We start from the raw sequence: 22,854 nt of genomic DNA on the forward strand, positions 1-22,854 counted from the left end.
CTTTACGTGACTCCCGTCACACGTGTGGGGCTTGTGGATCTTGCGGGCGGTGCGGTAGTGAACTCCCGCGTCAGGAGGGGGCGTACGGAGGCCCGTGTGGCGGGGCGTGCTCACAAAAAGACCCGGCTTCGCTGGCGAAACCGGGTCGTGGCGCTCGGGGCTGGGCGCGCGGTCGTGCGCCGCGTGCTCGGGCCGGGCCCGCGGACGGCCCGCGTCCGGGGGCGGACATGCGAACGGCCCGCGTCCGGGGGCCGGGACGTGCTGTCGGCAGCCCCTGTCCGGGTGCGGACATGCGAACGGCCCGCATCCATAGGGATGGCGGGCCATTGTCATGTTGTGCGGTCCTGACGGGATTTGAACCCGCGGCCTCCACCTTGACAGGGTGGCGAGCACTCCAAACTGCTCCACAGGACCTTGCTTCGAGACAGACTGTACAGCAGGTCAGGGGGTGCGGTCGAACTCGGTCGCCGCGGGGTGGGGCGGATCAGCCCCAGGCCTCGTCCAGGGCCTTGAAGATGCGTTTGTCGGAGACCGGGAAGGCCGTGCCCAGCGCGTGCGCGAAGTAGCTGACCCGCAGTTCCTCGATCATCCAGCGGATGTCGCGCACCGCGGCGGGGACCGGCCGCCCGGCCGGCTGGGCGGCCAGCAGTTGGGCGTACTCCGCCTGGATCTCGCGGACCTTCTCCATCCGGGTGGCGTCCCGTTGCGCGCCGGTCGGCATCTGCTGGAGCCGGCGGTCGGCGGCGACCAGGTAGCGCATCAGGTCGGGCAGCCGCTTGAGGCCCGCCGCGGTCACGAAACCGGGGTGCACGAGGCCGTCCAGCTGCTCCTTGACGTCCTGGAGGTTCGCGACCAGTACCAGGCTCCTGGTGTCCTTCAGGCGGCGCTCGCAGGAGTGCCAGGCGGCCAGCACCTGCTGGACCCGCTGGACGCTGCGGCCGGTCAGCTCGACCAGCTCCGCCCGCACCGCGTCGTACAGCTTGCGGTAGCCCTGCTCGTCCCACGCGGGACCGCCGTGCTGGGCGATCAGCCGGTCGGCCGCGGCGGTGGCGCAGTCCTCGAACAGTGCCTGCACGCTGCCGTGCGGATTCCTGGACAGCGCCAGCTTCTGCTGGTTGGACAGCTGGTCGGCGACGAATTTGGCCGGGTTCACCGGCACATTGAGCAGGATCAGCCGGCGCGTCCCGCGCCACATCGCCGCGGCCTGCTCCGGCTCGGTGTCGAAGAGCCGCACCGCCACCGAGGTGCCCTCGTCGACCAGCGCCGGATACGCCTTCACCGGCTGCCGCGAGCGCCGGGCCTCGAACGTGCGCGGCAGCGCGCCGATCGTCCAGTCCTTGAGCCCGGTGCGCTGCTCGACCGACGCCAGCGCCGGGTCCGAGGCGCGCTCGAAGGCCTTCGTGATGGCCTCCCGCGTCTTCGGCTTGAGCCGCAGCTTGAGCGCGTCGAGGTCCTTGTCCTCCGCGATCGTCCTGCGCCGCTCGTCGCTCACCCGGAAGGTGACCTTGAGGTGGTCGGGCACCTTCGCCAGGTCGAAGTCCTCCGCGGTGACCGGCACCCCGACCATCCGCTGCAATTCCCTCGCCAGCACCAGCGGCAGCGGATCGGGCCCCGCGACCGCCCGGTCCAGGAACGCCTTCGCGTAGTTCGGCGCGGGCACGTAATGCCGCCTGATCGGCTTGGGCAGCGAGCGGATCAGCTCGGTGACGACCTGCTCGCGCAGGCCCGGGATCTGCCAGTCGAAGCCGTCAGGAACCGCCTGGTTGAGCACCTGGAGCGGGATGTGCACGGTCACGCCGTCGGCGTCGGCGCCCGGCTCGAACTGGTAGGTGACGCGGAATTTCAGCGCGCCCTGCCGCCAGGAGTCGGGGTAGTCGGCCTTGGTGACCGCCTCCGCGTTCTCGTTGATCAGCATGGAGTGCTCGAAATTGAGCATCTCCGGTTCCTCGCGCCGCTTGGCCTTCCACCAGGAGTCGAAGTGGGCCCCGGACACGACGTGTTCGGGCAGCTTGGCGTCGTAGAAGTCGTACAGCGTCTCGTCGTCGACCAGGATGTCCCGCCGCCTGGCCCGGTGTTCCAGCTCCTCGACCTCGCCGAGCAGCTTGCGGTTGGCGTGGAAGAACTCGTGGTGGGTGCGCCAGTCGCCCTCGACCAGGGCATTGCGGATGAACAGCTCGCGGGAGACCTCGGCGTCGATCCGCCCGTAGTTGACCTTGCGCTGGGCGATCAGCGGGACCCCGTAGAGGGTCACCTTCTCGTACGCCATCACCGCCGCCTGGTCCTTCTCCCAGTGCGGCTCGCTGTAGCTGCGCTTGACCAGGTGCTGGGCCAGCGGCTCGACCCACTCCGGCTCGATCCGCGCGTTGACCCGCGCCCACAGCCGGGAGGTCTCCACCAGTTCGGCCGACATGATCCAGCGCGGCGGCTTCTTGAACAGCGCGGAACCGGGGAAGACCGCGAACTTGGCGCTGCGGGCGCCCAGGTACTCGTTCTTGTCGGTGTCCTTGAGCCCCAGATGGGACAGCAGCCCGGCCAGCAGCGACTGGTGCACCCGTACCGGGTCGGCCGCGTCGTCCTCGGACTTCGGCTCGGTCACCGCGATCCCGAGCGACTTCGCGACCGAGCGCAACTGGCTGTAGATGTCCTGCCATTCGCGGATCCGCAGGTAGTTCAGGAACTCGCCCCGGCACATCCGGCGGAAGGCCGAGGAGGACAACTCCTTCTGCCGGCCCCTGACGTACGTCCACAGGTGCAGGAAGGCCAGGAAGTCGCTGCTCTCGTCCCGGAAGCGGGCGTGCTGCTGGTCGGCCTGCTGCTGCTTGTCCGAGGGGCGCTCGCGCGGGTCCTGGATGGACAGCGCCGCAGCGATCACCATCACCTCGCGCACGCAGCCGTTGCGCTCCGCCTCCAGCACCATCCGCGCCAGCCGCGGGTCCACCGGGAGCTGCGCGAGCTTGCGCCCGGTCTGCGTCAGCCGCTTGCGCGCGTCCTTCTGCTGCGGGTCCAGCGCGCCCAGCTCTTCGAGGAGTTGGACACCGTCCTTGATGTTGCGGCTGTCCGGCGGGTCGATGAAGGGGAAGCGCGCGATGTCGCCGAGCCCGGCCGCCGTCATCTGCAGGATCACCGACGCCAGGTTCGTCCGCAGGATCTCGGCGTCGGTGAACTCCGGCCGGGACAGGAAGTCGTCCTCGTCGTAGAGCCTGACGCAGATGCCGTCCGACGTACGCCCGCAGCGCCCCTTGCGCTGGTTCGCACTGGCCTGGCTGACCGGCTCGATCGGCAGCCGCTGCACCTTCGTACGGTGGCTGTAGCGCGAGATGCGGGCGGTGCCCGGGTCGATGACGTAGCGGATGCCCGGGACGGTGAGCGAGGTCTCGGCCACATTCGTCGCCAGCACGATCCGGCGGCCCGCGTGCTGCTGGAAGACCCGGTGCTGCTCGGCCGACGACAACCGGGCGTAGAGCGGCAGCACTTCGGTGTGCCTGAGGTTCTTCTTCACCAGCGCGTCCGCCGTGTCGCGGATCTCCCGCTCGCCGGACAGGAAGACCAGGATGTCGCCGGGGCCCGCCGCCTGCAGCTCGTCCACGGCGTCGCAGATCGCGGTGATCTGGTCCCGGTCGCCGTCCTCGCCGCCCTCCTCCAGCAGCGGCCGGTACCTGACCTCCACCGGATACGTACGCCCGCTGACCTCCACGATCGGCGCGTCCCCGAAGTGCCGCGAGAAGCGCTGCGGGTCGATCGTCGCCGAGGTGATGATCACCTTGAGGTCGGGGCGGCGGGGCAGCAGCTGGGCCAGATAGCCCAGGATGAAGTCGATGTTGAGGCTGCGCTCGTGGGCCTCGTCGATGATGATCGTGTCGTACGCGCGCAGCTCGCGGTCGGTCTGGATCTCCGCGAGCATGATGCCGTCGGTCATCAGCTTGACCAGCGTCGAGTCCCCGACCTGGTCGGTGAAGCGCACCTTCCAGCCGACGGCCTCGCCCAGCGGCGTCCGCAGCTCCTCGGCGACCCGCTCCGCGACCGTGCGGGCCGCGATCCGGCGCGGCTGCGTATGCCCGATCAGGCCGCGCACCCCGCGGCCCAGCTCCAGGCAGATCTTCGGGATCTGCGTCGTCTTGCCCGAGCCGGTCTCGCCCGCGACGATCACGACCTGGTGGTCGCGGACCGCCGCCAGGATGTCGTCCTTCTTCTGGCTGACCGGCAGCTCCGGCGGGTACGTGATCGCCGGTACGGCCGCCCGGCGGGCCGCTATGCGCTGCTCGCCCTTGCCGATCTCGGCGTCGATCTCCGCGAGCACCCCGGCGCGCGCCTCCGGCTTCCTGATGCGCCGGGCACCGTCGAGCCGCCGCCCGAGCCGCTGCTCGTCGCGCAGGGTGAGGGCGGGGAGGCGTTCGGCCAGTTCAGCGGTGGTCGCGTAAGTAGACATACGCGACCCAGGATCGCACCTGCCGGGCACCCCCGGCGACCCCATTTCCCGGGGCTGCCCCCGGGCACCCTTCCGCCGGCGCGGTGCCTCAGCGCGCCGCTGCGCCCCCGGGCCCCTTCCGCCGGCGCGAGGCTGGGCTGCCGCTGCGGCAGGGGGATGCCCCTCGCCCGGGCGCGGCGGCTCTGGGGGTTCCCCTTCGGCAGGGGGGTGCCCACCAGGGGCGCGGGGAACTGCGCGCTCAGCCGTCCACCGGCCGGTGGTCCGGGGCGGACCGATCTGCCCCTCCGGGTCGGTGGCGACCCGCGCCCCCGGTGGGGGCCGGCCGCGCAGTTCCTCGCGCCCCTGGGGGTGGTGCGGTGCGTCCGTACGTGGCTGTGGGTGGGGGCTGGGCGCGCCGTTCCTCGCGCCCCTGGGGGTGGTGCGGTGCGTCCGTACGTGGCTGTGGGTGGGGGCTGGGCGCGCCGTTCCTCGCGCACCCAAGCTCGCGCGCCCGGGGGCGCGAGGAACCGCCTGAGGGGGGCGCCCTCGGCCGGGGCCGGCAGCGTGCGCCCCTGATGGGCGCACGCTGGGCGCGGGGGTGGGGCGGGCGGCCTAGCGTGAGGGGATGGAGGAGCGGGCGCAGCCGTCGCACTGGACGGCATTCAGGACGTCGCCGTTCTTCCCGGCCTGCGTCCTGGTCATCCTCATCGCCGCCGCCGCAGGCCTCTTCGCCGGCTCGTACACGTACGCCATGGCCAATCCCACTCCGCGCAACATCCCGACGGCCGTCACCGGCGTACCGCCCTCCGAGGTGAAGCGGGCGGAATTCATCGCCGGGATGGAGCGCGCGCTCGGCGCCTCGCTCCAGCTGCACCACTACGACAGCTTCGCGGCGGCGAAGGGCGCGGTCGAGGCGCAGAAGGTGTTCGCGATCCTCGACGAGCCCGTCCGGCCGGGGCCCGGCGCGACGACCGGCGCCCCGCGCCTGTACGTGTCCTCGGCGTCCGGCGCGAGCGTGGCCCAGCTGCTGGCCGAGACCGCGCCCCGGGTCGGCAGCGCGATCGGCCAACCCGTGGCCGTCCGCGACATCACCGCGCTCCAGAAGGGCGACCCGCGCGGCCTGGCGATCTTCTACATCTCGCTGGCCGCCGTCATCCTCGGCTTCGTGGGCGCCATCCAGCTCAGCGTGAACGCCCGCGAGCTCAACCCGGCGGAGCGCATCGGCTTCATCGCCGCGTACTCGCTGCTCGGCGGTTTCTCGATCGCCGCGGTGGTGGACTGGGGGCTGGGGGCGCTCGACCTGCCGTTCGCGGAGTCGTGGCTGATCCTGGCGTTCACGCTGTTCACGTCCGGGATGGTCTTCACGATGTTCAACACGCTGGTCGGCCGCTGGGCGATGCTCCCGACGTGGGGCCTGATGGTGCTGCTCGGCAATCCGTCGTCCGGCGGGGCCGTGTCGTGGCCGCTGCTGCCGTCACTGCTCGGGCGGATCGGCCGCTGGCTGCCGCCGGGCGCGTCGGTGAACGCCCAGCACACCGCCGTCTACTTCGGCGGCCACCAGCACGCCTTCCCCTTCGCGGTGCTGGCCGGGTGGGCGGCCCTGTCGACCGCGGTCTTCGTGGGGTGGCGGCACCGGCACCCCGGCGGTCGCTGAGCCGGGCGGCCGACCGCCCGCCGAGTCGCCGAAACGGCGTAGGCCCCGTCCGGAGACGGGGCCTACGCCGTGCGGTGGCTGGGGCCGGGGTCGAACCGGCGACCTACCGCTTTTCAGGCGGTCGCTCGTACCAACTGAGCTACCCAGCCGCAGCGGTCCTGACGGGATTTGAACCCGCGGCCTCCACCTTGACAGGGTGGCGAGCACTCCAAACTGCTCCACAGGACCTTGCTGTACTGCTCTTTACTGCCTACTGCTGTGTGCGGAACAAGTCTGACACATGCGGTGCCATGCTCTCGCACGGGTTTTGCGACGCTCCCGGTGACTCGCTCTCCGTGACCGGTTGAGCACTGCCTGACAGGCCGTTGTCGCTGGATCAGCGTATCAGACCCCGGGACCCCTCCCGGGCGCCCCTCGCTACAACGGGGAGCCGGAGGGACGCGGCCCGGTGCCGCCCCGGAGGAGGACGCGAGCGATGGATACCCGCAGGGTGCGTATCGGTATGACGGCCGCCGCCGTCCTGGTGGCCCTGGGGGTGACGGCGTCCTGCGACAACACCAAGGGCGGCGGCCCCGCGGGTGGCATGGGCCGCCAGGGCGCCCCCGCCGCGAAGCACCCCCGGCCGCCGTCCTCCTCCCCGCCCCCGGCCGCCACGCCCGCCCCGGCCCGTACGGCACCCCCGGCGGCGACGTCCGCGGCGGCCCCGCGGAACTGACGCTGTCAGTGCGCGGCTGACCGCGAGGCGGCGGAGCCGGCCGGGCGGGCGGTTTCCGAGGCCAGTGCGGTCACCGCGGCGCGGGCGGCGGCCAGCGAGTCCGCCGCCTGGGGGCGGAAGCCGGCCAGGTGCGGGACGATGCCGGACACCGTCAGCTCGGCGCTGACGATGCTGAGGTTCTCCTCGGGCACGCCCTGCTTGCCGAAGTACGCCCGCAGGTAGGGCGATTGGAAGTCCCAGGCCTCGTACGGGGTCCCGGGGCCGTACGCGCCGCCCCGGGCGCTGAGCACGACCACCCGTGTGCCGCGCAGCAGGCTGTGCCCGGTGGCCGGGTCGGTGAAGGCGCCGGGGAAGGTCACCCGGTCCATCCAGGCCTTGAGCAGCGCGGACACCGAGTAGTTGTACATCGGGGCGCCGATCAGCACGGTGTCGGCCGCGAGCAGTTCCGCGATGAGCGGCCGGGTCAGCGCCCAGGCCCGTTCCTCGGCCGGGTCCGCGACCAGGGCGGCCACGGCGTCCGGCGGGACCGTACCGTGCTGCTCCACCCGCCGGCCGAGTGTGCAGTAGGCGGTGTCCAGCGGCGGCACAGGATCGGCGGCCAGGTCCCTGTGGCGGTAGCCGGCCGGGCCGTGCACGGTCTGCCAGGTCCGCGCGAACAGCGAGGTCAGCTGCCGGCTGACCGACTCGCCCGAACGGTTGGCGCTGGAATCCAGATGGAGCAAGGACGTCATGCGGTTCCTCCTGTCACCCCGGGGCGCGTGTGCGTCCCCCGAGGGGTGACGGAGCGGGGCGGCCGGAGGTGACGCACCCCCGGCCGCCCGGTCTTTCAGCGCGCGAGGGCGTCCAGTACGGCGCCGAGCTGGCGGACCGGCTCGGGGCCGTAGATCCGGAGCACGACCGTGTCGGCGCCGGCCGCGCCCAGCGCGCGAAGGCTCTCGGCGGCTTCCGCGGCCCGGCCGGAGACGGTGAACACCTGCTCCGGCGGGCGGCCGAGCCAGCCGGCCTGGCCCTCGACAGCCGGCCGCAGCGTTCGCGCCACCTGCTCGGCGTCGTCCCCCACGGAGCAGTACGCGTACACCGTCAGGCTGTGGTCGGCGCCGGCTCCGCCCATGCGGATCGAGGCCCTGATCCCCGCCAGGTCGTCGGGGCCGTTGCCCTCGGCGAGCAGTGTGCCGTCCGCGGCCCGGCCGGACAGCTCCAGCGAGCGGGGCCGCACCACGCCCGCGACGACCGGCGGCGGTTCGGTGGCCGGATGCACCAACTGGATTCCGTCCAGGCGTACTTCGCGTCCCTCCAACTCGACCTTCTCCCCGCGCAGCAACGCGCGCACGGAGGTGATGGTCTCTTCGAGCAGCGCGAGCGGCGACTTCGCCGCGACCCCGACCGAGGCCATCCACTCCTGCACCCCGTGCCCGATGCCGGCCACCAGCCGCCCGGGGAACACCCGTGCCAGCGTGGCCAGTTCCATCGCCAGCAGGGCGGGACTGCGCAGCGGTGCGGGCGCGATCCCGATACCCACCCGCAGCCGCTCGGTCGCCCCCAGCGCGATCGCGGCCGCGGAAACGCCCCCGTTCCACCCGAGGTCCTCGACCACCCACAGATCGTCCACCCCGAGCGCCTCGACCTCCCGCGCGAACCCGGGCAAGCCCTCCGGCAGCCAGTCGCGGTCGTACATCACGCCGATCCGTACATTCGTCATACTCCGGAACCTACGTCCCCCCGGGCGGGTGATCAACGCTCAGACCCAGGTCACCCCCAGTGCGGCTGCCGGTGGGCAGCACGCTACCGACTGCTCGTAGTCCGTCGGTTACGCGGCCGTCGCGCGTCAACTCCGAGGAGAGGCCATGGCCGGCATCACCTGAGAAGCCCCCTTCTGCGCAGAGGGCGACAACTGCTTCCGCCACGGCACCGACGCAGCCGGCGACAGCTGTATCGCGGCGGGCGGGCGGGAGGACCGGCCGATGGTCGACTCCTTAGCCGCCCTGCGGGCAAGGCCGGCAAGGCCGATCACCTGCTCCAGGGGCTGGAACGCTAGGCGCCGCGGGAGACGTCCAGCCGCTGGGGGAGGGGCTGGAAGCCGGCTGACGCGTAGGTGGCGACGGCGGCGGTGTTGGAGGTCGGGGTGCAGACGAGCGCGCTCGACGCGCCCAGTCGGCGGAGTGCGGCCGCCGCTGCGACGCAGATCGCCGTGCCGTGGCCGTGGCCGCGGTGGTCCTGGTGGACGCCCATCGGTTCGAGCAGCCCGGGCCTTCCCGGGCCGGCTGACCACACCGTCACCGCTGCCACCGCGTTGTCCTGGTCGTCGTACGCGACCAGGCATCGCGCGTCGGCGTACGCCGGTCCGGCCGCCATCGCGTGCCACCTGCGGTCAGTGAACTTCGGGCTGCCGAACGACGCCCGGTGGACGGCGGCGCGCACGTGCGCCCGCTCCGGCCCGGTCACCTCCGTCCGCAGGCCCGGTTCCTTCACCGGCTCCGTGAGGTCGCAGCGCAGCGGCGTCCACGGCTCGTCGGAGTTCCAGCCGGCCTCGAAGAGCAGATCCCGCACCAGTGCGCCGGTCGGCGCCTCGACGCAGGCCTTCCCCGCCGGGAGCACGCCGCGCTCCGGCTCGGCCAGGTCCCCGGCCAGGCGCCGCGCCAGCTCCTCGTCCTGCTGAGCGTCCGGCGCGGTCGTCAGCCGCACCAGATCGGGCGCGTCCAGCAGCCCGACGGCGACAATGCGGCCGTCCCGACTCCAGGTCCTGACCGCCGCGGCGGTCGCCTCCGCGCCGGCCCGCCAGAACCAGCCCAGATCCCCCGGATGCAGTTGCAGCGGTGCCTCGTCGTGCTGCCATTCCCGGAGCGCGCCCACGGCCTCGCTCAGCCCCTCGACTCCCGGCGTGCTCAGAACAATCGTCATAGCCCCGCATCACACACCGCCGCGCCGCCCGCCCGCACCCGGTTATCGCGGCCGGCCGGCCGGCGCGGCGGGCCCCCGTACTCCGGTGAGGCGGTACGCGCCGCCTGACGGCGGTCCCGGACGCCGCGGCGCTAGCATGCACCGCATGCCCGCGCTGCAACCGCTCCGTGCCGAGCACGCCCCCGCCCTGCTGGACTTCGAGCTGGCGAACCGGGCCTACTTCGCCGCCTCGATCCCGGACCGCGGGGACGACTACTTCGCCCGGTTCGAGGAGCGGCTCGGCGAGCTGCTGGCGTGGCAGGCCGAGGGCAGGGACTTCCTCCACGTGCTGGTGGAGGAGGGCGGCGAGGTGGTGGGGCGGGTCAATCTGGTCGACGCGGTCGACGGCTGCGCCGAGTTGGGCTACCGGATCGCCGAGCGGGCGGCCGGGCGCGGGCTGGCCACCGCGGGGGTGCGCGAGGTGTGCGGGCTCGCCGTGGCGCGGTACGGGCTGACCGCGCTGCGGGCCGAGACCACGGTCGACAACGGGGCCTCCAGGACCGTCCTGGCCAGAACCGGGTTCGTCACCGTCGGCGAGGCCGTGGTGGACGGGCGCACGCGGATCCGTTACCGGCTCGACCTCGTGTGATCACCCGGCCTGGCGCAGGACGGCCGCGCCGCCGGGCGGCAGGGTCAGGCCGGCCGCCGGGAGGGCGCGGTCGGTCAGGAGGTCGTGGCCCTCGGCCCGGACGGTGGCGGGGGCGGCTGTGTGGTTGAGCAGGAAGAGCCAGCCGGCCGTGCCCGAAGGGGCGTGCCGGCGGACGGCCTCGACGCCTGCGGGGAGCGGGAGTTCGGGGCGGATCGCGGCCTCGGTCAGCAGCCGGGCCAGGAGCGCCGCGTACGCGGGGGAGTCCAGCCGCGTGGAGGCGTACCAGGCGGTGCCGCTGCCGTAAGGGTGCCGCGTCACGGCGGGCCGGTCGGCGAGCATGCCCTCGGTGTACGCGGCGACCGCCTCGGCCGGCGCGGTCAGGCGCAGGGATTCGCTCCAGGCCGTGGCCGTGGAGCCGTCGGACAGGCGCAGCGTCGCGTCGGGCGGGAGCGGGCGGAATTCCTCCACCCTGACGCCGAGGGCCTGGCGCAGCGGCTCCGCCGGGTAGCCGCCCAGCCGGGCGTGGTGGCGCTCGTCGACGACACCGGCGAAGTGCTGGACCAGCAGGGTGCCGCCCGCGTGGACCCAGGCGCGCAGCGATTCGGCGGCGGCGTCTGACAGCAGGTACAGCGCGGGCGCGACGAGCAGGCGGTAGCGGGACAGGTCCGGGTCGGCCGGGTGGGCGAAGTCCGTCGTGATCCCGGCGTCCCACAAGGCACGGTGGGCGCGGGCCAGTTGGCCGTGGTAGTCGAGCGACGCGGACGGCAGGCCCTGGCCGTCCAGCGCCCACCAGCAGTCGGAGTCGTGCAGGACGGCGGCCCGCGCCCGTACGACGGAGCCGGCGACCTCGCCGAGCCGGGCCAGCACCGCCCCGGCGTCCGCCACTTCGCGGAAGATCCGGGAGTCGGGTCCGGCGTGCGGCACCATCGCCGAGTGCCACAGCTCCGCGCCGGCCTTCGACTGGCGCCACTGGAAGAACAGCGCGCCGTCCGAGCCGTGTGCGATGTGCGCCAGCGAATGGCGCAGGAGGTCGCCCGGCTCCTTGGGCAGCGTACGGTCGCCGGTGTAAACGGTGTTGGTGCCCTGCTCGATCAGCAGCCAGGGCCTGCCGCCGCCGAAGGAGCGGGCGCGGTCCGCGCCGAAGGCGGTGTCGGCGGCGGCGTCGAGGCCGGGCGCGGCCGGGTAGTGGTCGATGCCGACGACATCGACCTCGCGGCCGAACGACCACAGGTCGAGCACCTGGTAGCCGGGCAGCATGAGGTTGGTGGTGACCGGCCGGTCCCGCGTGGTGTGCGCGCGGATCGCGTCGCGCTGCTCGCGGTAGGCGGCCAGCGCCTCGTCCGACCAGAACCGCCGGTAGTCCAGGGCGAGTCCGGGGTTGCGGTGCCACTGGGTGGCGCGCGGCGGCTGGATCTCCTCCCACGAGCCGTAGCGCTGGCTCCAAAAGGCCGTCCCCCAGGCCTCGTTCAGCGCGTCCAGCGTGCCGTGCCGGGCGCGCAGCCACACCCGGAAGGCGGCAGCGGCATGGTCGCACCAGCAGACGGTGGCGTATTCGTTGTGGACGTGCCACATCGCCACCGCCGGGTGCTCGCCGTAGCGCGTCGCCAGCGCGGTCGCGATCCGCAGCGCAGCTCGCCGGTAGGCGGGGGCGGCCAGGCAGTACGTGTCACGGCTGCCGTGCGTGAGGCGTACGCCCTCGGCGGTGACCGGCATCGCGTCGGGGTGCGCGAGGGTGAACCAGGGCGGCGGTGACGCGGTGGGCGTCGCGAGGTCGACGGCGACACCGTTGGCGTGCAGCCGGTCCAGGTGCGTGTCGAGCCACCTGAAGTCGTAGCGGCCCTCCTCGGGTTCGAGCAGCGCCCAGGAGAAGACGCCGACCGTCGCGAGGTTGACGTGCGCCCAGCGCATCAGCAGGTCGTCCTCCTGCCAGACGGCCTCGTCCCACTGCTCGGGGTTGTAGTCGCCGCCGAAGGCGAGCCGCCCGCCGAGCCGGGCGGTCAGCCGCCCGGTCACGAGGACGCCTCGGGGCCGCTGACCGGCAGCGCGGCGCCGTCCCGCAGGAAGAGCGGTATGCGGTCGAGCGGCGCCGCCACGGTGACGGCGGCGCCGCCCTCGTACGCCTGCCCGGTCCACGCGTCGGTCCAGCACGCGCCGGCTGGCAGGTAGACGTCCCGCTCCCGCGCGCCGGCCCGCGTCACCGGCGCGACCAGCAGGTCGGGACCGCACAGGAAGGAGTCCGCGGCGGACGACCAACTCCCCTCGTCCGCGGGGAAGTCCACGAACAGCGGCCGCATCGGCGGCAGTCCGCTGTCCGCGGCGGTGCGCATCTGCGCCATCAGGTACGGGCGCAGCCGCTCCCGCAGCAGCAGGTATTCGCGCAGGATCGCGTACGCCTCCTCGCCGTAGGACCAGACCTCGTTGGGCAGGCCGGTCATCGACGGCTCAAGGACCTGCTCGGGGCCGCGGAAGCCGTGCAGCCTGAACAGCGGGCAGAAGGCGCCGTACTGGAACCAGCGCACCAGCAGCTCGCGGTAGCCGGGATCGTCCGGGTCGCCGCCGTGGAAGCCGCCGATGTCGGTGGTCCACCACGGGATGCCGGACATCATCACGTTCAGGCCGGCCGCGATCTGGGTGCGCAGCGACGCGAAGGTCGTGCCGATGTCGCCGGACCACAGCGCGGCTCCGTAGCGCTGGGCGCCGGCCCAGGAGGAGCGGTTGAGCGAGACGATCCCGGTCTCGCCCGCCGCGCGCAGGCCGTCCCAGACCATCCGGGCGTTCTCGCGCGGGTAGAGGTTGCCGACCTCAAGGCCCGGCCCCGCGTGGTAGCGCAGATTCCCGGAGTGGCCGGGCTTCAGCTCCGGTTCGCACGCGTCGAGCCAGAAGACCTTCACTCCGTGCGCGAGGTAGTTGTCGCGCAGCCGGTCCCAGACGTACGCGCGCGCCTCGGGACTGGTCGCGTCGTAGAAGGCGACCTGCGCCGAGTACGCGCCGAGGCCCTTGTCCGGCCAGTCGGCGTGCGCGAGCGGCCCGTACTCGGTGCCGATCAGCAGGCCCCGGTCGCCCATCGGGTGGTAGTTCTCGCTGGCCGGGCTGACCGAGGGCCACACCGAGACCATCAACCGCACGCCCATCGCGGTGAGTTCGTCCACCATGGCCTGCGGGTCGGGCCATTCTGCCGGGTCGAAGCGCCAGTCGCCCAGATGCGTCCAGTGGAAGAAGTCGCAGACGATGACGTCGAGCGGCAGCCCGCGGCGCCGGTATTCGCGGGCCACCTCCAGCAGTTCCTCCTGGGTGCGGTAGCGCAGCTTGCACTGCCAGAAGCCGGCCGCCCACTCGGGCAGGACGGGGGAGTGCCCGGTGGCGTCGGCGTAGTGCCGCAGGACGTCGGCGGGCTGGCCGGCGGTGACCCAGTAGTCGATCTGCCGGGCGCTGTCGGCGACCCACCGGGTGCCGGTCGCGGCCAGCTCCACGCGGCCGATGGCGGGCGAGTTCCACAGCAGGCCGTAGCCGCGGCTGGAGACCAGGAAGGGGATGGTGACCTCGGCATTGCGCTGCACCAGGTCGATGACGGCGCCCTTCTGGTCGAACATGCCGTGGGTGTGCTGCCCGAGGCCGAAGAACCGCTCGCCGTCGTAGGCGCGGAAGCGCTGCTCAAGGCGGTGGTAGCCGTTGCCGGTCGCGGTGTGCAGCCGCGGTCCCGGCCACCAGAAGTGCGGCGGCTCCTCGGCCAGCAACTCGCTGCCGTCGGCCGTCCGCAGGAAGGTCAGCCGGCCCGCGGCGGCGGGCAGATCGGGGGTGAGCCGGCCGTCCGTGCCGGCGTCGATCCGTACGGTCAGGGCGCCGTTCACGATCTCGGCGGTGTGCTCGCCGACGGTGATCACCGGCTCGCCGGGGACCGCGGGGCCTTCCGGCAGCAGCGCGCCCGGGAGGCCGTCGAGCAGGTCGCCGCCCGCGATGGCGCGGACCCGCACCGCGTCGGCCCCCCACGCCTCGACGCGCAGGGTCTCACCCCTGGCCCGCCACTCCAGGGCGTGGCCGAGATCGCGGAAGAAGGTGGGCATGGCGAAGCTCCCAGGGCTGCTCGGTGAAGGTGAAGGTGAAGATGCTCAGCGAAGGTGGAGGTGACGCTGCTCGGCGAGGGCGAGGGCGAGGGCGAGGGCGTAGGGGCGGGCGTACGGACGTGCCGGTCAGCGGACGGGTGCCGGGCCGCTGCTCTCGCGCGGGGTGAGCACCGGTGTGAGCAGGCTCACCTCGGCGGTGGGCCGGTCGTCCAGCCGGTTCATCACCAACGCCACCGCCTGCCGCCCGAGTTCGTGCGCGGGACCCGTGACGGCGGTCAGCCGCGGCGAATACTGCTCGGCGAGCGGCTCTGGGCACAGCGCGACCACCGACGCGTCCTCGGGCACCACCCGGCCGCTGGTGCGCAGCAGGCTCAGCAGCGGGCCGATGGCGCCCTCGTTCTGCACCACGAAGCCGGTGGTGTCCGGGCGGTCGGCGAGGATACGGGACAGCGCGCCCGCCGTGCTCTCGTACGAGCCCTCGCACGGCCGGTGCAGCACCCGCAGCCCGCGCCGGGCGGCGCGCTCCCGGAAACCGCTCAACGTCCGCTCGGCGTAACCGGCGTGCCGCTGGTAGACGCCGGGCGCGTAGCCGATGAAGGCGATGTCCTGGTGGCCGAGGTCGGCGAGGTGCTCCGCGCACAGCGCGCCCGCGCCCGCGAAGTCGTGGTCCACGCAGGCCAGTCCGCGGGTGTCGGCGGGCAGCCCGATCAGGGCCGCGTGCGTACCGGTCTCGCGCAGGACGGGGATGCGGGCGTCGTCGAGTTCGACGTCCATCAGGATCACCCCGTCGGCCAGGCCGCTCGCGGCGACCCGGCGCAGCCCCTCGGGGCCCTCGTCGTTGGTGAGCAGCAGCACGTCGTAGCCGTAGCTGCGGGCCGCGACGGTCACGGAGATGGCGATCTCCATCATGATCGGCACGTAGACGTCGGTTCTGAGCGGGACGACCAGCGCGATGACGTGCGATCTCTTCCCGGCGAGCGCGCGGGCGCCCGCGTTGGGGTGGTAGCCGAGTTCGCTGATCGCCTTCTCGACCCGCTCCCGGGTCGGGGAGGAGATCGAGCGCTTGCCGCTGAGGACGTAGCTCACGGTGCTCGCGGAGACGCCCGCGTGCTTGGCCACCTCAGCCAGTGTCACCATGCTGGTGAACCCTTCATGTCGTGCTGCCGGTTCTGTCGAGGGCGTTGATGTCGGTGCCGGTGGGGGTGTTCGGGGGGCGGCTTGCGGAGGGGCGGAGTCGGTGGGGCGGTGTTCGGGGGGCCGGTCCCGTCACGCAGCGGGGGATGGGCGTGCGGGACCGGCCCTGTCCGTATGGCGGTCCGCGGCTTCGCGGACCGCGGTCACCCCTTGATCGCCCCGGTAAGCATGCCCTTCGCGAAGTGCTTCTGCATGAACGGGAAGACCAGCATGATCGGAAGCAGCGTGATCACCACGACCGCCATCTGCAGCGACAGCGGTGCCGTCTGCGAGTGGCCCGACACACCGAATCCCGAATTCACCTGACCCGGCATATTCATACCCAGGTTCACGTATTCGTACAGCACGTACTGCAGCGGCCACTTCTGGCTGTCGGTCGGCAGGTAGAGCATCACGTTGAAGAAGGTGTTCCAGTAGCCGACCGCGTAGAAGAGGGTGATCACCGCGGTGACCGCGCGCGAGGTGGGCAGCACCACCGACCACAGGATGCGCCACTCGCTCGCGCCGTCCATCCTTGCCGCGTCGATGAGTTCGGCGGCCGTACTGGAGTAGAAGCCGCGCAGGACCAGGATGTTGAAGACGCTCACCGCGCTCGGCAGGATCAGCGACCAGTATTTCCCGTAGCCGCCCAGCTCGCTGACCACCAGGAAGGTCGGGATCAGGCCGCCGCTGACGAACATCGTGACGACCAGGACCATCAGCAGGAAGCGGTGGCCGAGCGACCGGGAGCGCGACAGGCCGTAGGCGCACAGCACCGAGACGACCATCGACAGGACCGTGCCGACCGCGGTGATGCCGAAGGTGACCAGCAGCGCCCGCCGGACCGGGCCGCCGCTGAGCATGGTGCTGTACGGGTCGAAGGTGATGCCGTCGGGGACGATGACCAGGCCGCCGGCCCGGTTGATCGCGCCGGGGGTGGAGACGCTGGTCAGCACCACGCAGTAGACCGGGACGATGATGAGCAGCACCACTGTGCCGAGGGTGAGCCCCTTGGCGGTCTGGCCGACCGCGGTGGGCGGCTCCTCCCAGGCCGGGCGGTTGGGGTTGCGCGGACGGCTGCGCCCGCGGGCGGGGGGTGCGGTGAGGGTGGTCATTTCCGGTACAGTCCGTCCTCGCCGAAGCGGTGGGCCAGCTTGTTGGCGCCCCAGATCAGCAGCAGTGAGATGACGCTCTTGAAGATGCCCGCGGCAGCTCCGTAGCTGTAGTTCTGGGTGCCGATGCCGTAGTAGAAGGAGAAGGTGTCCAGGACGTCGGCGGCGTCGTGCCCGACGGCGAACCGCTGGATCAGCAGCTGCTCGAAGCCGACCGACAGCGCGTTGCCCAGCCGCAGCACCAGCATCAGCACGATCACCCCGCGCATGCCGGGCAGCGTGATGTGCCACATGCGCCGCCAGCGCCCGGCTCCGTCGGCCGCCGCGGCCTCGTAGAGGTTCTGGTCGATCGCGGACAGCGCGGCGAGGAAGACGATGATCCCCCAGCCGGCGTCCTTCCAGACCACCTGCGAGGTGACCAGCAGCGAGAAGGTGTGCGGGTTGGTCATGAAGTCCCAGGTGCCGGCGTTGTGTTCGCGCAGGAACTGGTTGAGCAGGCCCGCGCCGCCGATCATCTGCTGGAAGAGGGTGACGACCAGCACCCAGGAGTAGAAGTGCGGAAGGAAGGTGATCGCCTGGATCAGCGATCTGATGCGGGAGTTGAGCACCGAGTTGAGCAGCAGCGCCAGCAGGATCGGGATCGGGAAGAACAGCACCAGCTGGACCGCGCTGATGTAGAGGGTGTTCTCCATCGCGTGCCAGAACAGCGGATCGCCGAACAGCTGGCGGAAGTTGGCCAGCCCCGCCCACTCGCTGTTGGTGATCCCGTCCAGCGGGTCGTAGTACTGGAAGGCGGTGATGGTGCCGACCATCGGCAGGTAGTTGAAGACCAGCAGCAGCGCCACGGCGGGCAGCGTCATCAGGATCAGCGACTTGTCCCGGCGCAGCCGGATCCGCCAGCTGATCCGCCGCTCGGCGGCCCGCCCGCCCGCCGCCGTACCGCTCACCGGTGTACCGCCGTCGCCGGCCGCTGCTTCCCGCCGGTCCTGCTCGTCCTCGTCCTCGCCCTGTTCGGCGACGGTCGACGCCATCGTTCCTCCTCTGCGGCGTTCCGGCCTGGCCTACTGACCGGTGCCGAGCTTGTCCATGACGGCGGTCTGGTACCACTGGACGAGGGCGTCGCCGCCGCCGCTGCCCTTCCAGGTGCTGAGCGCGTCCTGGAAGGAGGAGACCGGCTTGATGCCGTGGTAGACGTCCTTGATGGTGTCCTCGACGGCCTGGCCCGCGTCGGCGGTCGCGTAGCGCTTGGGCACGGTGATGTTCATGTTCCAGAACACCGGCTTGTACGCGTACGCGGCGGCGGCCGAATTCCACGCGCAGCGGTCCTTGGTGAGCTGCGGGAAGTCCGGGTTCGAGATCACGTTCACCGGGGTGGCCAGGAAGGGATAGGTCTGCGCCTGGACATTGGCGATGCCCGACTTGGTGGGCGTCGGGCCGTTGGCGCCCATGGTGTAGTCGACGCCTTCGACGCCGTAGTTGACCAGGGTGTATTCGGCGCTGCCGTAGGGGGCCGCCAGATAGTCGGCGATCCTGAGGCACTCCTCGATCTGGGCCGGCTTGAGCTTGATGTTGAGGTAGCTGTACATCCCCGCGGACGCGTTGAGGAAGAGCTTGGGGGCCGAGCTGCCGTCCGCCGAGAAGGGCTTGAAGGACGCCCGCCGGTAGGCCTTGTCCGCGGCGAGCCCGGCCTGCGCGTCCGCCTCGTTCCAGGCGCCCTGGCCGTCGGCGGTGATCAGCACCTTGCCCGCGTAGAAGCGGGTCTTGGCGTCGTTGTTGTTGCCGGCCAGCGCGTCGGGGTGGACGTAGCCCGACTTGGCCAGCTTGTAGCACCAGTTGAGCGCCTCGATGAATTCCGGCTGCTCGTACTTGTGCACCAGCTTGCCGCCCGTGACGGTGAACTTCTGCGAGAAGCCGAACATCTGGAAGATGTACGCCCACATGTCGTCGAAGGCCCACACGTTGGACTTGGCGCTGGTCAACTCCTTGCCCAGGGCCAGGAAGTCGTCGCAGGACTTCACATCGTCGGCGTTGATGCCCTGGGACTCGAAGATGTCGCCGCGGTAGTAGTACTGCCCCGGCAGGGCGAAGCCGCTGGCGAAGGTCGGTATGCCGTAGAGCTTGTCCTCCCAGATCCCTGCCGTCCACGCCCCGGTGGGCTGCGCGGCCAGGTTGGGGTACTTCTTGACCTTGTCGCCCGCCAGGTACGGGGTGAGGTCCGCGAGCTGGGTGCCGCACAGGGCGCCCACGTTGAAGTTCGCGTTCCACCAGCCGGGCAACTGCACCCAGTCGGGGAGCTTGCGTGCGGCGGTGAGGGTCGGGATCGAGGTGTTGTACGTGTTCCCGTTGGCGGGCTTCATGGTCAGCGTCGCGCCCAGGGCCTTGTTCATGGCGTCGTAGAAGCTGTTGCCCGGATCCGGAATGGTGCCCCACAGCGGCGTCACCGCGGTGTAGTGGCCGCCCGCGCCCGGGACCGCGGCCACCGACTTGACCGGGCTCGCCGGGTACTTGAGGAATCCCGGGTCGGTCAGCGAACTGCCCGCACCGCTGGTCGAGGCGATATCGGCCCGCACGGCATTGCTCGGCACGTAGCTCGGCAGGGCGGAGGCCGTGCCCTTCTTGGTGTTCGTGCCGCCCTTCCGCTTGCTGCTGCCGCCCCCGCCGCACGCTGCGAGCAGCGGGGACACGGCGGCAGCTCCGGCGACGGCGACCGCGCCGTTCACAAAGGATCTGCGGTTCAACTCGATGCTCATGATGGGGCGGCCCTTCGCCTGTGAGGTTCCGTGACGAGCGTCGTGCAGGTGGGAGAAGTCCTGGGCGTCGCAGCGGCGGATGCCGTCCGCATCAATCGAAGCGCTTCGACGCTGCCGCGAGAGTAACGATGCGCTATCACTTCGACAAGTGGTTGCGCAAAAAGACTTGTTGGGCGCTGCTGAGCTGGTCATGGTGACGTATTGCCTGTTCAGAGGCTGGGGTTACGGCGCGGGGTGGATCTCCGTCCGGTGAACGATCGCTCCTGGTGACGCGGTTGACACGGCCGCGATCCGCATGTCAGCGTCGAAGCGTTTCACCTGTCGGTGCGTACGCCACCGTCGGACCGGTCCCGTACGCGCCGCGTCCGGCCCCGCACCCGCCGCGTACCGCACCGCACTCGCCCACGACCCGCCATGACGTGGCACGACCTGCCACGTCACGCCCTGTCCCGCCACGTACCGCCCGTGCCCGACGCCGGCCAACCGCCGCACTCTGCAAGGGGTTTCCCGCTGTGAGTACCGTCTCCGTGCCCGCCGAGCTGCCAGCCGAGCCGCCGGCGGACCAGCCGCCGTTCCGCGATCCCGCCCTCCCGCTGGGCGAGCGCGTCGACGATCTGCTGTCCCGGCTCACGCCCGCCGAGCGGATCGCGATGCTGCACCAGTACGGACCCGCGGTGCCGCGGCTCGGCATGCGGCCCTTCCGCACCGGCACCGAGGCGCTGCACGGCGTCGGATGGCTCGGCCCCGCGACCACCTTCCCGCAGGCCGTCGGCCTCGGCGCGACCTGGGACGACGAACTGCTGCACGCGGTCGGCACCGCCACCTCGACCGAACTGCGGGCCTTCCACCACCACCGGGCGCCCGCCCTCGGCGCCGGCCGGCACAGCCTCCAGGCGTGGGCGCCGGTGGTGAATCTGCTGCGCGACCCGCGCTGGGGCCGCAACGAGGAGGGCTACTCCGAGGACGCGCTGCTGTCAGCCCGCCTCGGGGACGCCTTCTGCCGCGGCATGTCGGGCGACGACCCGGAGCAGCTGCGCACCGCCCCGATCCTCAAGCACTTCCTCGCCTACAACAACGAGGACGACCGCACCACCACGTCCTCGGGCGTACGCCCGCGCGTGCTGCACGAGTACGACCTCGCGGCCTTCCGGCAGGCCGTCGCCACGGGCTCGGCCACCGGCGTGATGGCCGCGTACAACCTGGTCAACGGCCGCCCCTGCCACGTCAGTCCGCTGCTGGAGAGCGAGCTGCGGCGCTGGGCCGAGCCCACCGGGCACGAGCTGTTCGTGGTCAGCGACGCCGAGGCGCCCTCCAACCTGGTCGATCCCGAGCACTACTTCGAGGACCACGCCGCCTCGCACGCCGCCGCGCTCAAGGCCGGCATCGACTCCTTCACCGACCACGGCGAGGACACCGCCACGACTTTCGGCCGGATCAGCGAGGCCCTCGGACGCGGGCTGCTCACCGCGGCCGACATCGACCGGGCCGTACGCCGCCAGCTGTCGATCCGCTTCCGCCTCGGCGAATTCGACCCGGGCCAGGGGCCGTACGCGGACACCGGCTGGGAGGCCGTGGACTCGCCCGGGCACCGGGCGCTCGCGCTGCGGGCCGCCACCGAGTCGATCGTGCTGCTCAAGAACGGGCCGGGCGCCGCCGACCCGGACCGCTCGCTGCTGCCGCTGGCCGCGGACGGCCGGCGGATCGCGGTCGTCGGGCCGCTCGCCGACAGCCTCTTCGAGGACTGGTACAGCGGCACGATGCCCTACCGGGTGACCGCCGCGGACGGGCTGCGTTTGGCGGTGGGCGCGCGGGGCGGCGAGACCACCGTCGTGGAGGGCGTCGACCGTATCGCCCTGCGGGCCGCCTCCACCGGCGGGCTGCTCACCGCAGCGGGGGCGGACGCCCGCCTTGTCGTGGCCGACACCCAAGTCGGCGACGAGGCGGCGCAGTTCGACCTCTTCGACTGGGACCTCGGCATCCTCACCCTGCGCAATGCGCGGACCGGCCGTTACGCCGGGCTCGTCGACGAGGACCGCTCGCTCGCGGCCGACCGCGTACAGCCCGCGGGCTGGGACGTGCACGAGACCTTCCGCCTTGAGCCGCAGGGCGACGGTACGGAGGCGCTGCGGTCGGTGTGCAGCGGGCGCTACGCCGTACTGGACCCGGCGAGCGGCGCCGTCACGATGGCGGCGGCGGACGCGTCCGGCGCCGAGCGCTTCACGCGGACCGTCGTACGCGACGGCGTGGCCGAGGCCGTCGCGGCGGCCGGGGGCGCCGACGCCGTCGTGCTGGTCGTCGGCAACGACCCGCACATCAACGGGCGGGAGACGCAGGACCGGGCCGGCATCACCCTGGCGCCCGCGCACGAACGGCTGCTGCGGGAGGTGGTCGCCGCGCGGCCCGAGACGGTGCTCGTCGTCATGAGCAGCTACCCCTACGCGGTCGACTGGGCCGACGCGCATGTGCCCGCCGTGCTGTGGACCTCGCACGGCGGCCAGGAGACCGGCCGCGCCCTGGCCGCGGTGCTGCTCGGCGACGCCGACCCGGCGGGCCGCCTCCCGCAGACCTGGTACCGCGCCGACGACGAACTGCCCGGCCGGCTCGACTACGACATCATCAAGGCCGGCTGGACCTACCAGTACCACCGCGCCGCCCCGCTCTACGCCTTCGGCCACGGCCTGTCCTACACCGACTTCGCCCTCACCGACCTCGCCCTCGACCGCTCCCGCATCCCCCAGGACGGCACCGCGACGGCGACGGTGACCATCACCAACTCCGGTACGCGGCAGGGGATCGGGACGGTGCAGCTGTACGTACGGGCGGTGGGTGCCGTCGGCTACGAGGCGCCGCGGCTCAAGCTGGCCGGCTACCGGAAGGTGCGCCTCGCGCCGGGCGCGTCGGCGCGGGTCGGCTTCCCGCTGGCGGCCGACGCGCTCGCCCACTGGTCGGTGTCCGCCGGGGACTTCACCGTCGAGGCGGGGAACTACGAGGTACTGGTGGGCCGTTCGGCCGCCGACCTCCCGCTGTCCGCGCCCCTGACGGTGAGCGGGCCGCCGCCCGCCCCGCGCGAGGTCGTCGGCCGCCCGGTCCGCGCCGTCGACTTCGACGACTACGCCGACGTCATCCTGGTGGACGCCACCCCCACCGAGGGCGACGCCGTCACCCCGTCCGGCCCGTCCGGCACCCTGCACTACCGCGCCGCCGACCTGGACGGCGCCCGTACGTTCACCGCCGAGGTCTCCCGTACCGCGGAGGGGCCTGCCCGCCTGGAGGTCTGGGCGGGCGCCACCCTGCTGGCCACCGTGCCCGTGCCCTCGACGGGAGCGCGGTACGCCTGGACCACGGCCCGGGCGGACCTGCCCGCCGCCACGTCGGGCGTCCACGAACTGCGCCTCGTGCTGCGGGGGGAGCAGCGGGTCAGGGCCTTCCGCTTCGACGCCTGAGCCGCACGCGCGGCG

14 protein-coding genes and 3 tRNA genes are annotated in these 22,854 nt (G+C 72.2%); 4 read left to right on the forward strand and 13 right to left on the reverse strand.

Annotated elements, in window-relative coordinates; translation table 11 throughout:
* Nucleotides 1-339: 339 nt before the first annotated feature.
* Nucleotides 340-414 (reverse strand) — tRNA-Asp (locus OHA86_RS21725).
* Nucleotides 415-484: 70 nt separating this feature from the next.
* Nucleotides 485-4,426, reverse strand: a complete 3,942-nt coding sequence (gene hrpA, locus OHA86_RS21730; RefSeq protein WP_329177736.1) for an ATP-dependent RNA helicase HrpA — start codon at nt 4,424-4,426, stop codon at nt 485-487.
* 604 nt (nt 4,427-5,030) lie between these two features.
* Between hrpA and OHA86_RS21735 the strand changes: the two genes are divergently transcribed.
* On the forward strand, nt 5,031-6,059 hold the full coding sequence (locus tag OHA86_RS21735) for an ABC transporter permease (protein ID WP_329177738.1): 1,029 nt from the start codon (nt 5,031-5,033) through the stop codon (nt 6,057-6,059).
* A gap of 75 nt (nt 6,060-6,134) precedes the next feature.
* Here the strand turns inward: OHA86_RS21735 and OHA86_RS21740 are convergent.
* Together OHA86_RS21740 and OHA86_RS21745 are read right to left on the reverse strand one after the other, a co-directional pair.
* Nucleotides 6,135-6,208, reverse strand: a tRNA-Phe gene (locus tag OHA86_RS21740).
* Between the two features lie 4 nt (nt 6,209-6,212).
* Nucleotides 6,213-6,287: transfer RNA gene (locus OHA86_RS21745), tRNA-Asp, on the reverse strand.
* Between the two features lie 247 nt (nt 6,288-6,534).
* Between OHA86_RS21745 and OHA86_RS21750 the strand changes: the two genes are divergently transcribed.
* Entirely contained in the window at nt 6,535-6,774 is a 240-nt protein-coding gene (locus OHA86_RS21750; RefSeq protein ID WP_329177739.1) for a hypothetical protein, read from the forward strand.
* A 5-nt stretch (nt 6,775-6,779) separates the two neighbouring features.
* Here OHA86_RS21750 and OHA86_RS21755 read toward each other — a convergent pair whose 3' ends face one another.
* The 3 genes from OHA86_RS21755 to OHA86_RS21770 form a co-directional block, all read right to left on the reverse strand.
* On the reverse strand, nt 6,780-7,505 hold the full coding sequence (locus OHA86_RS21755) for an FMN-dependent NADH-azoreductase (RefSeq protein ID WP_329177741.1): 726 nt from the start codon (nt 7,503-7,505) through the stop codon (nt 6,780-6,782).
* A gap of 95 nt (nt 7,506-7,600) precedes the next feature.
* Nucleotides 7,601-8,473, reverse strand: a complete 873-nt coding sequence (locus tag OHA86_RS21760; protein WP_329177743.1) for an LLM class flavin-dependent oxidoreductase — start codon at nt 8,471-8,473, stop codon at nt 7,601-7,603.
* A 332-nt stretch (nt 8,474-8,805) separates the two neighbouring features.
* The gene (locus OHA86_RS21770) at nt 8,806-9,672 is read right to left on the reverse strand and encodes a GNAT family N-acetyltransferase (RefSeq protein ID WP_329177745.1); all 867 of its coding nucleotides are present in this window, start codon (nt 9,670-9,672) and stop codon (nt 8,806-8,808) included.
* A gap of 145 nt (nt 9,673-9,817) precedes the next feature.
* Between OHA86_RS21770 and OHA86_RS21775 the strand changes: the two genes are divergently transcribed.
* Entirely contained in the window at nt 9,818-10,300 is a 483-nt protein-coding gene (locus OHA86_RS21775; RefSeq protein WP_329177746.1) for a GNAT family N-acetyltransferase, read from the forward strand.
* On the opposite strand, the gene OHA86_RS21780 is transcribed toward OHA86_RS21775, so the two are convergent.
* From OHA86_RS21780 to OHA86_RS21805, 6 genes are all read right to left on the reverse strand, one after another.
* Nucleotides 10,301-12,313, reverse strand: coding sequence for a beta-galactosidase (locus OHA86_RS21780; RefSeq protein WP_329177747.1), 2,013 nt, complete (start codon nt 12,311-12,313; stop codon nt 10,301-10,303). It lies immediately after the preceding gene.
* Complete coding sequence (locus OHA86_RS21785) at nt 12,310-14,361, reverse strand: glycoside hydrolase family 31 protein (protein WP_329177748.1); 2,052 nt, start codon at nt 14,359-14,361, stop codon at nt 12,310-12,312. The genes OHA86_RS21780 and OHA86_RS21785 overlap by 4 nt, the downstream gene beginning before the upstream one ends.
* Before the next feature lie 126 nt (nt 14,362-14,487).
* Entirely contained in the window at nt 14,488-15,498 is a 1,011-nt protein-coding gene (locus OHA86_RS21790) for a LacI family DNA-binding transcriptional regulator (protein WP_329177749.1), read from the reverse strand.
* 200 nt (nt 15,499-15,698) lie between these two features.
* Entirely contained in the window at nt 15,699-16,649 is a 951-nt protein-coding gene (locus tag OHA86_RS21795) for a carbohydrate ABC transporter permease (protein WP_329177750.1), read from the reverse strand.
* A complete protein-coding gene (locus OHA86_RS21800) occupies nt 16,646-17,677 on the reverse strand; it encodes an ABC transporter permease (RefSeq protein ID WP_329177752.1) in 1,032 nt (343 codons plus the stop codon). The genes OHA86_RS21795 and OHA86_RS21800 overlap by 4 nt, the downstream gene beginning before the upstream one ends.
* A 30-nt stretch (nt 17,678-17,707) precedes the next feature.
* Complete coding sequence (locus OHA86_RS21805; RefSeq protein WP_329177754.1) at nt 17,708-19,396, reverse strand: ABC transporter substrate-binding protein; 1,689 nt, start codon at nt 19,394-19,396, stop codon at nt 17,708-17,710.
* Nucleotides 19,397-19,908: 512 nt separating this feature from the next.
* On the opposite strand from OHA86_RS21805, the gene OHA86_RS21810 reads away from it, so the two are divergent.
* On the forward strand, nt 19,909-22,839 hold the full coding sequence (locus tag OHA86_RS21810) for a glycoside hydrolase family 3 C-terminal domain-containing protein (RefSeq protein ID WP_329177757.1): 2,931 nt from the start codon (nt 19,909-19,911) through the stop codon (nt 22,837-22,839).
* The last annotated feature ends 15 nt before the right edge of the window (nt 22,840-22,854 follow it).

The organism is Streptomyces sp. NBC_01477, from assembly GCF_036227245.1.
GTDB lineage: Bacteria > Actinomycetota > Actinomycetes > Streptomycetales > Streptomycetaceae > Actinacidiphila.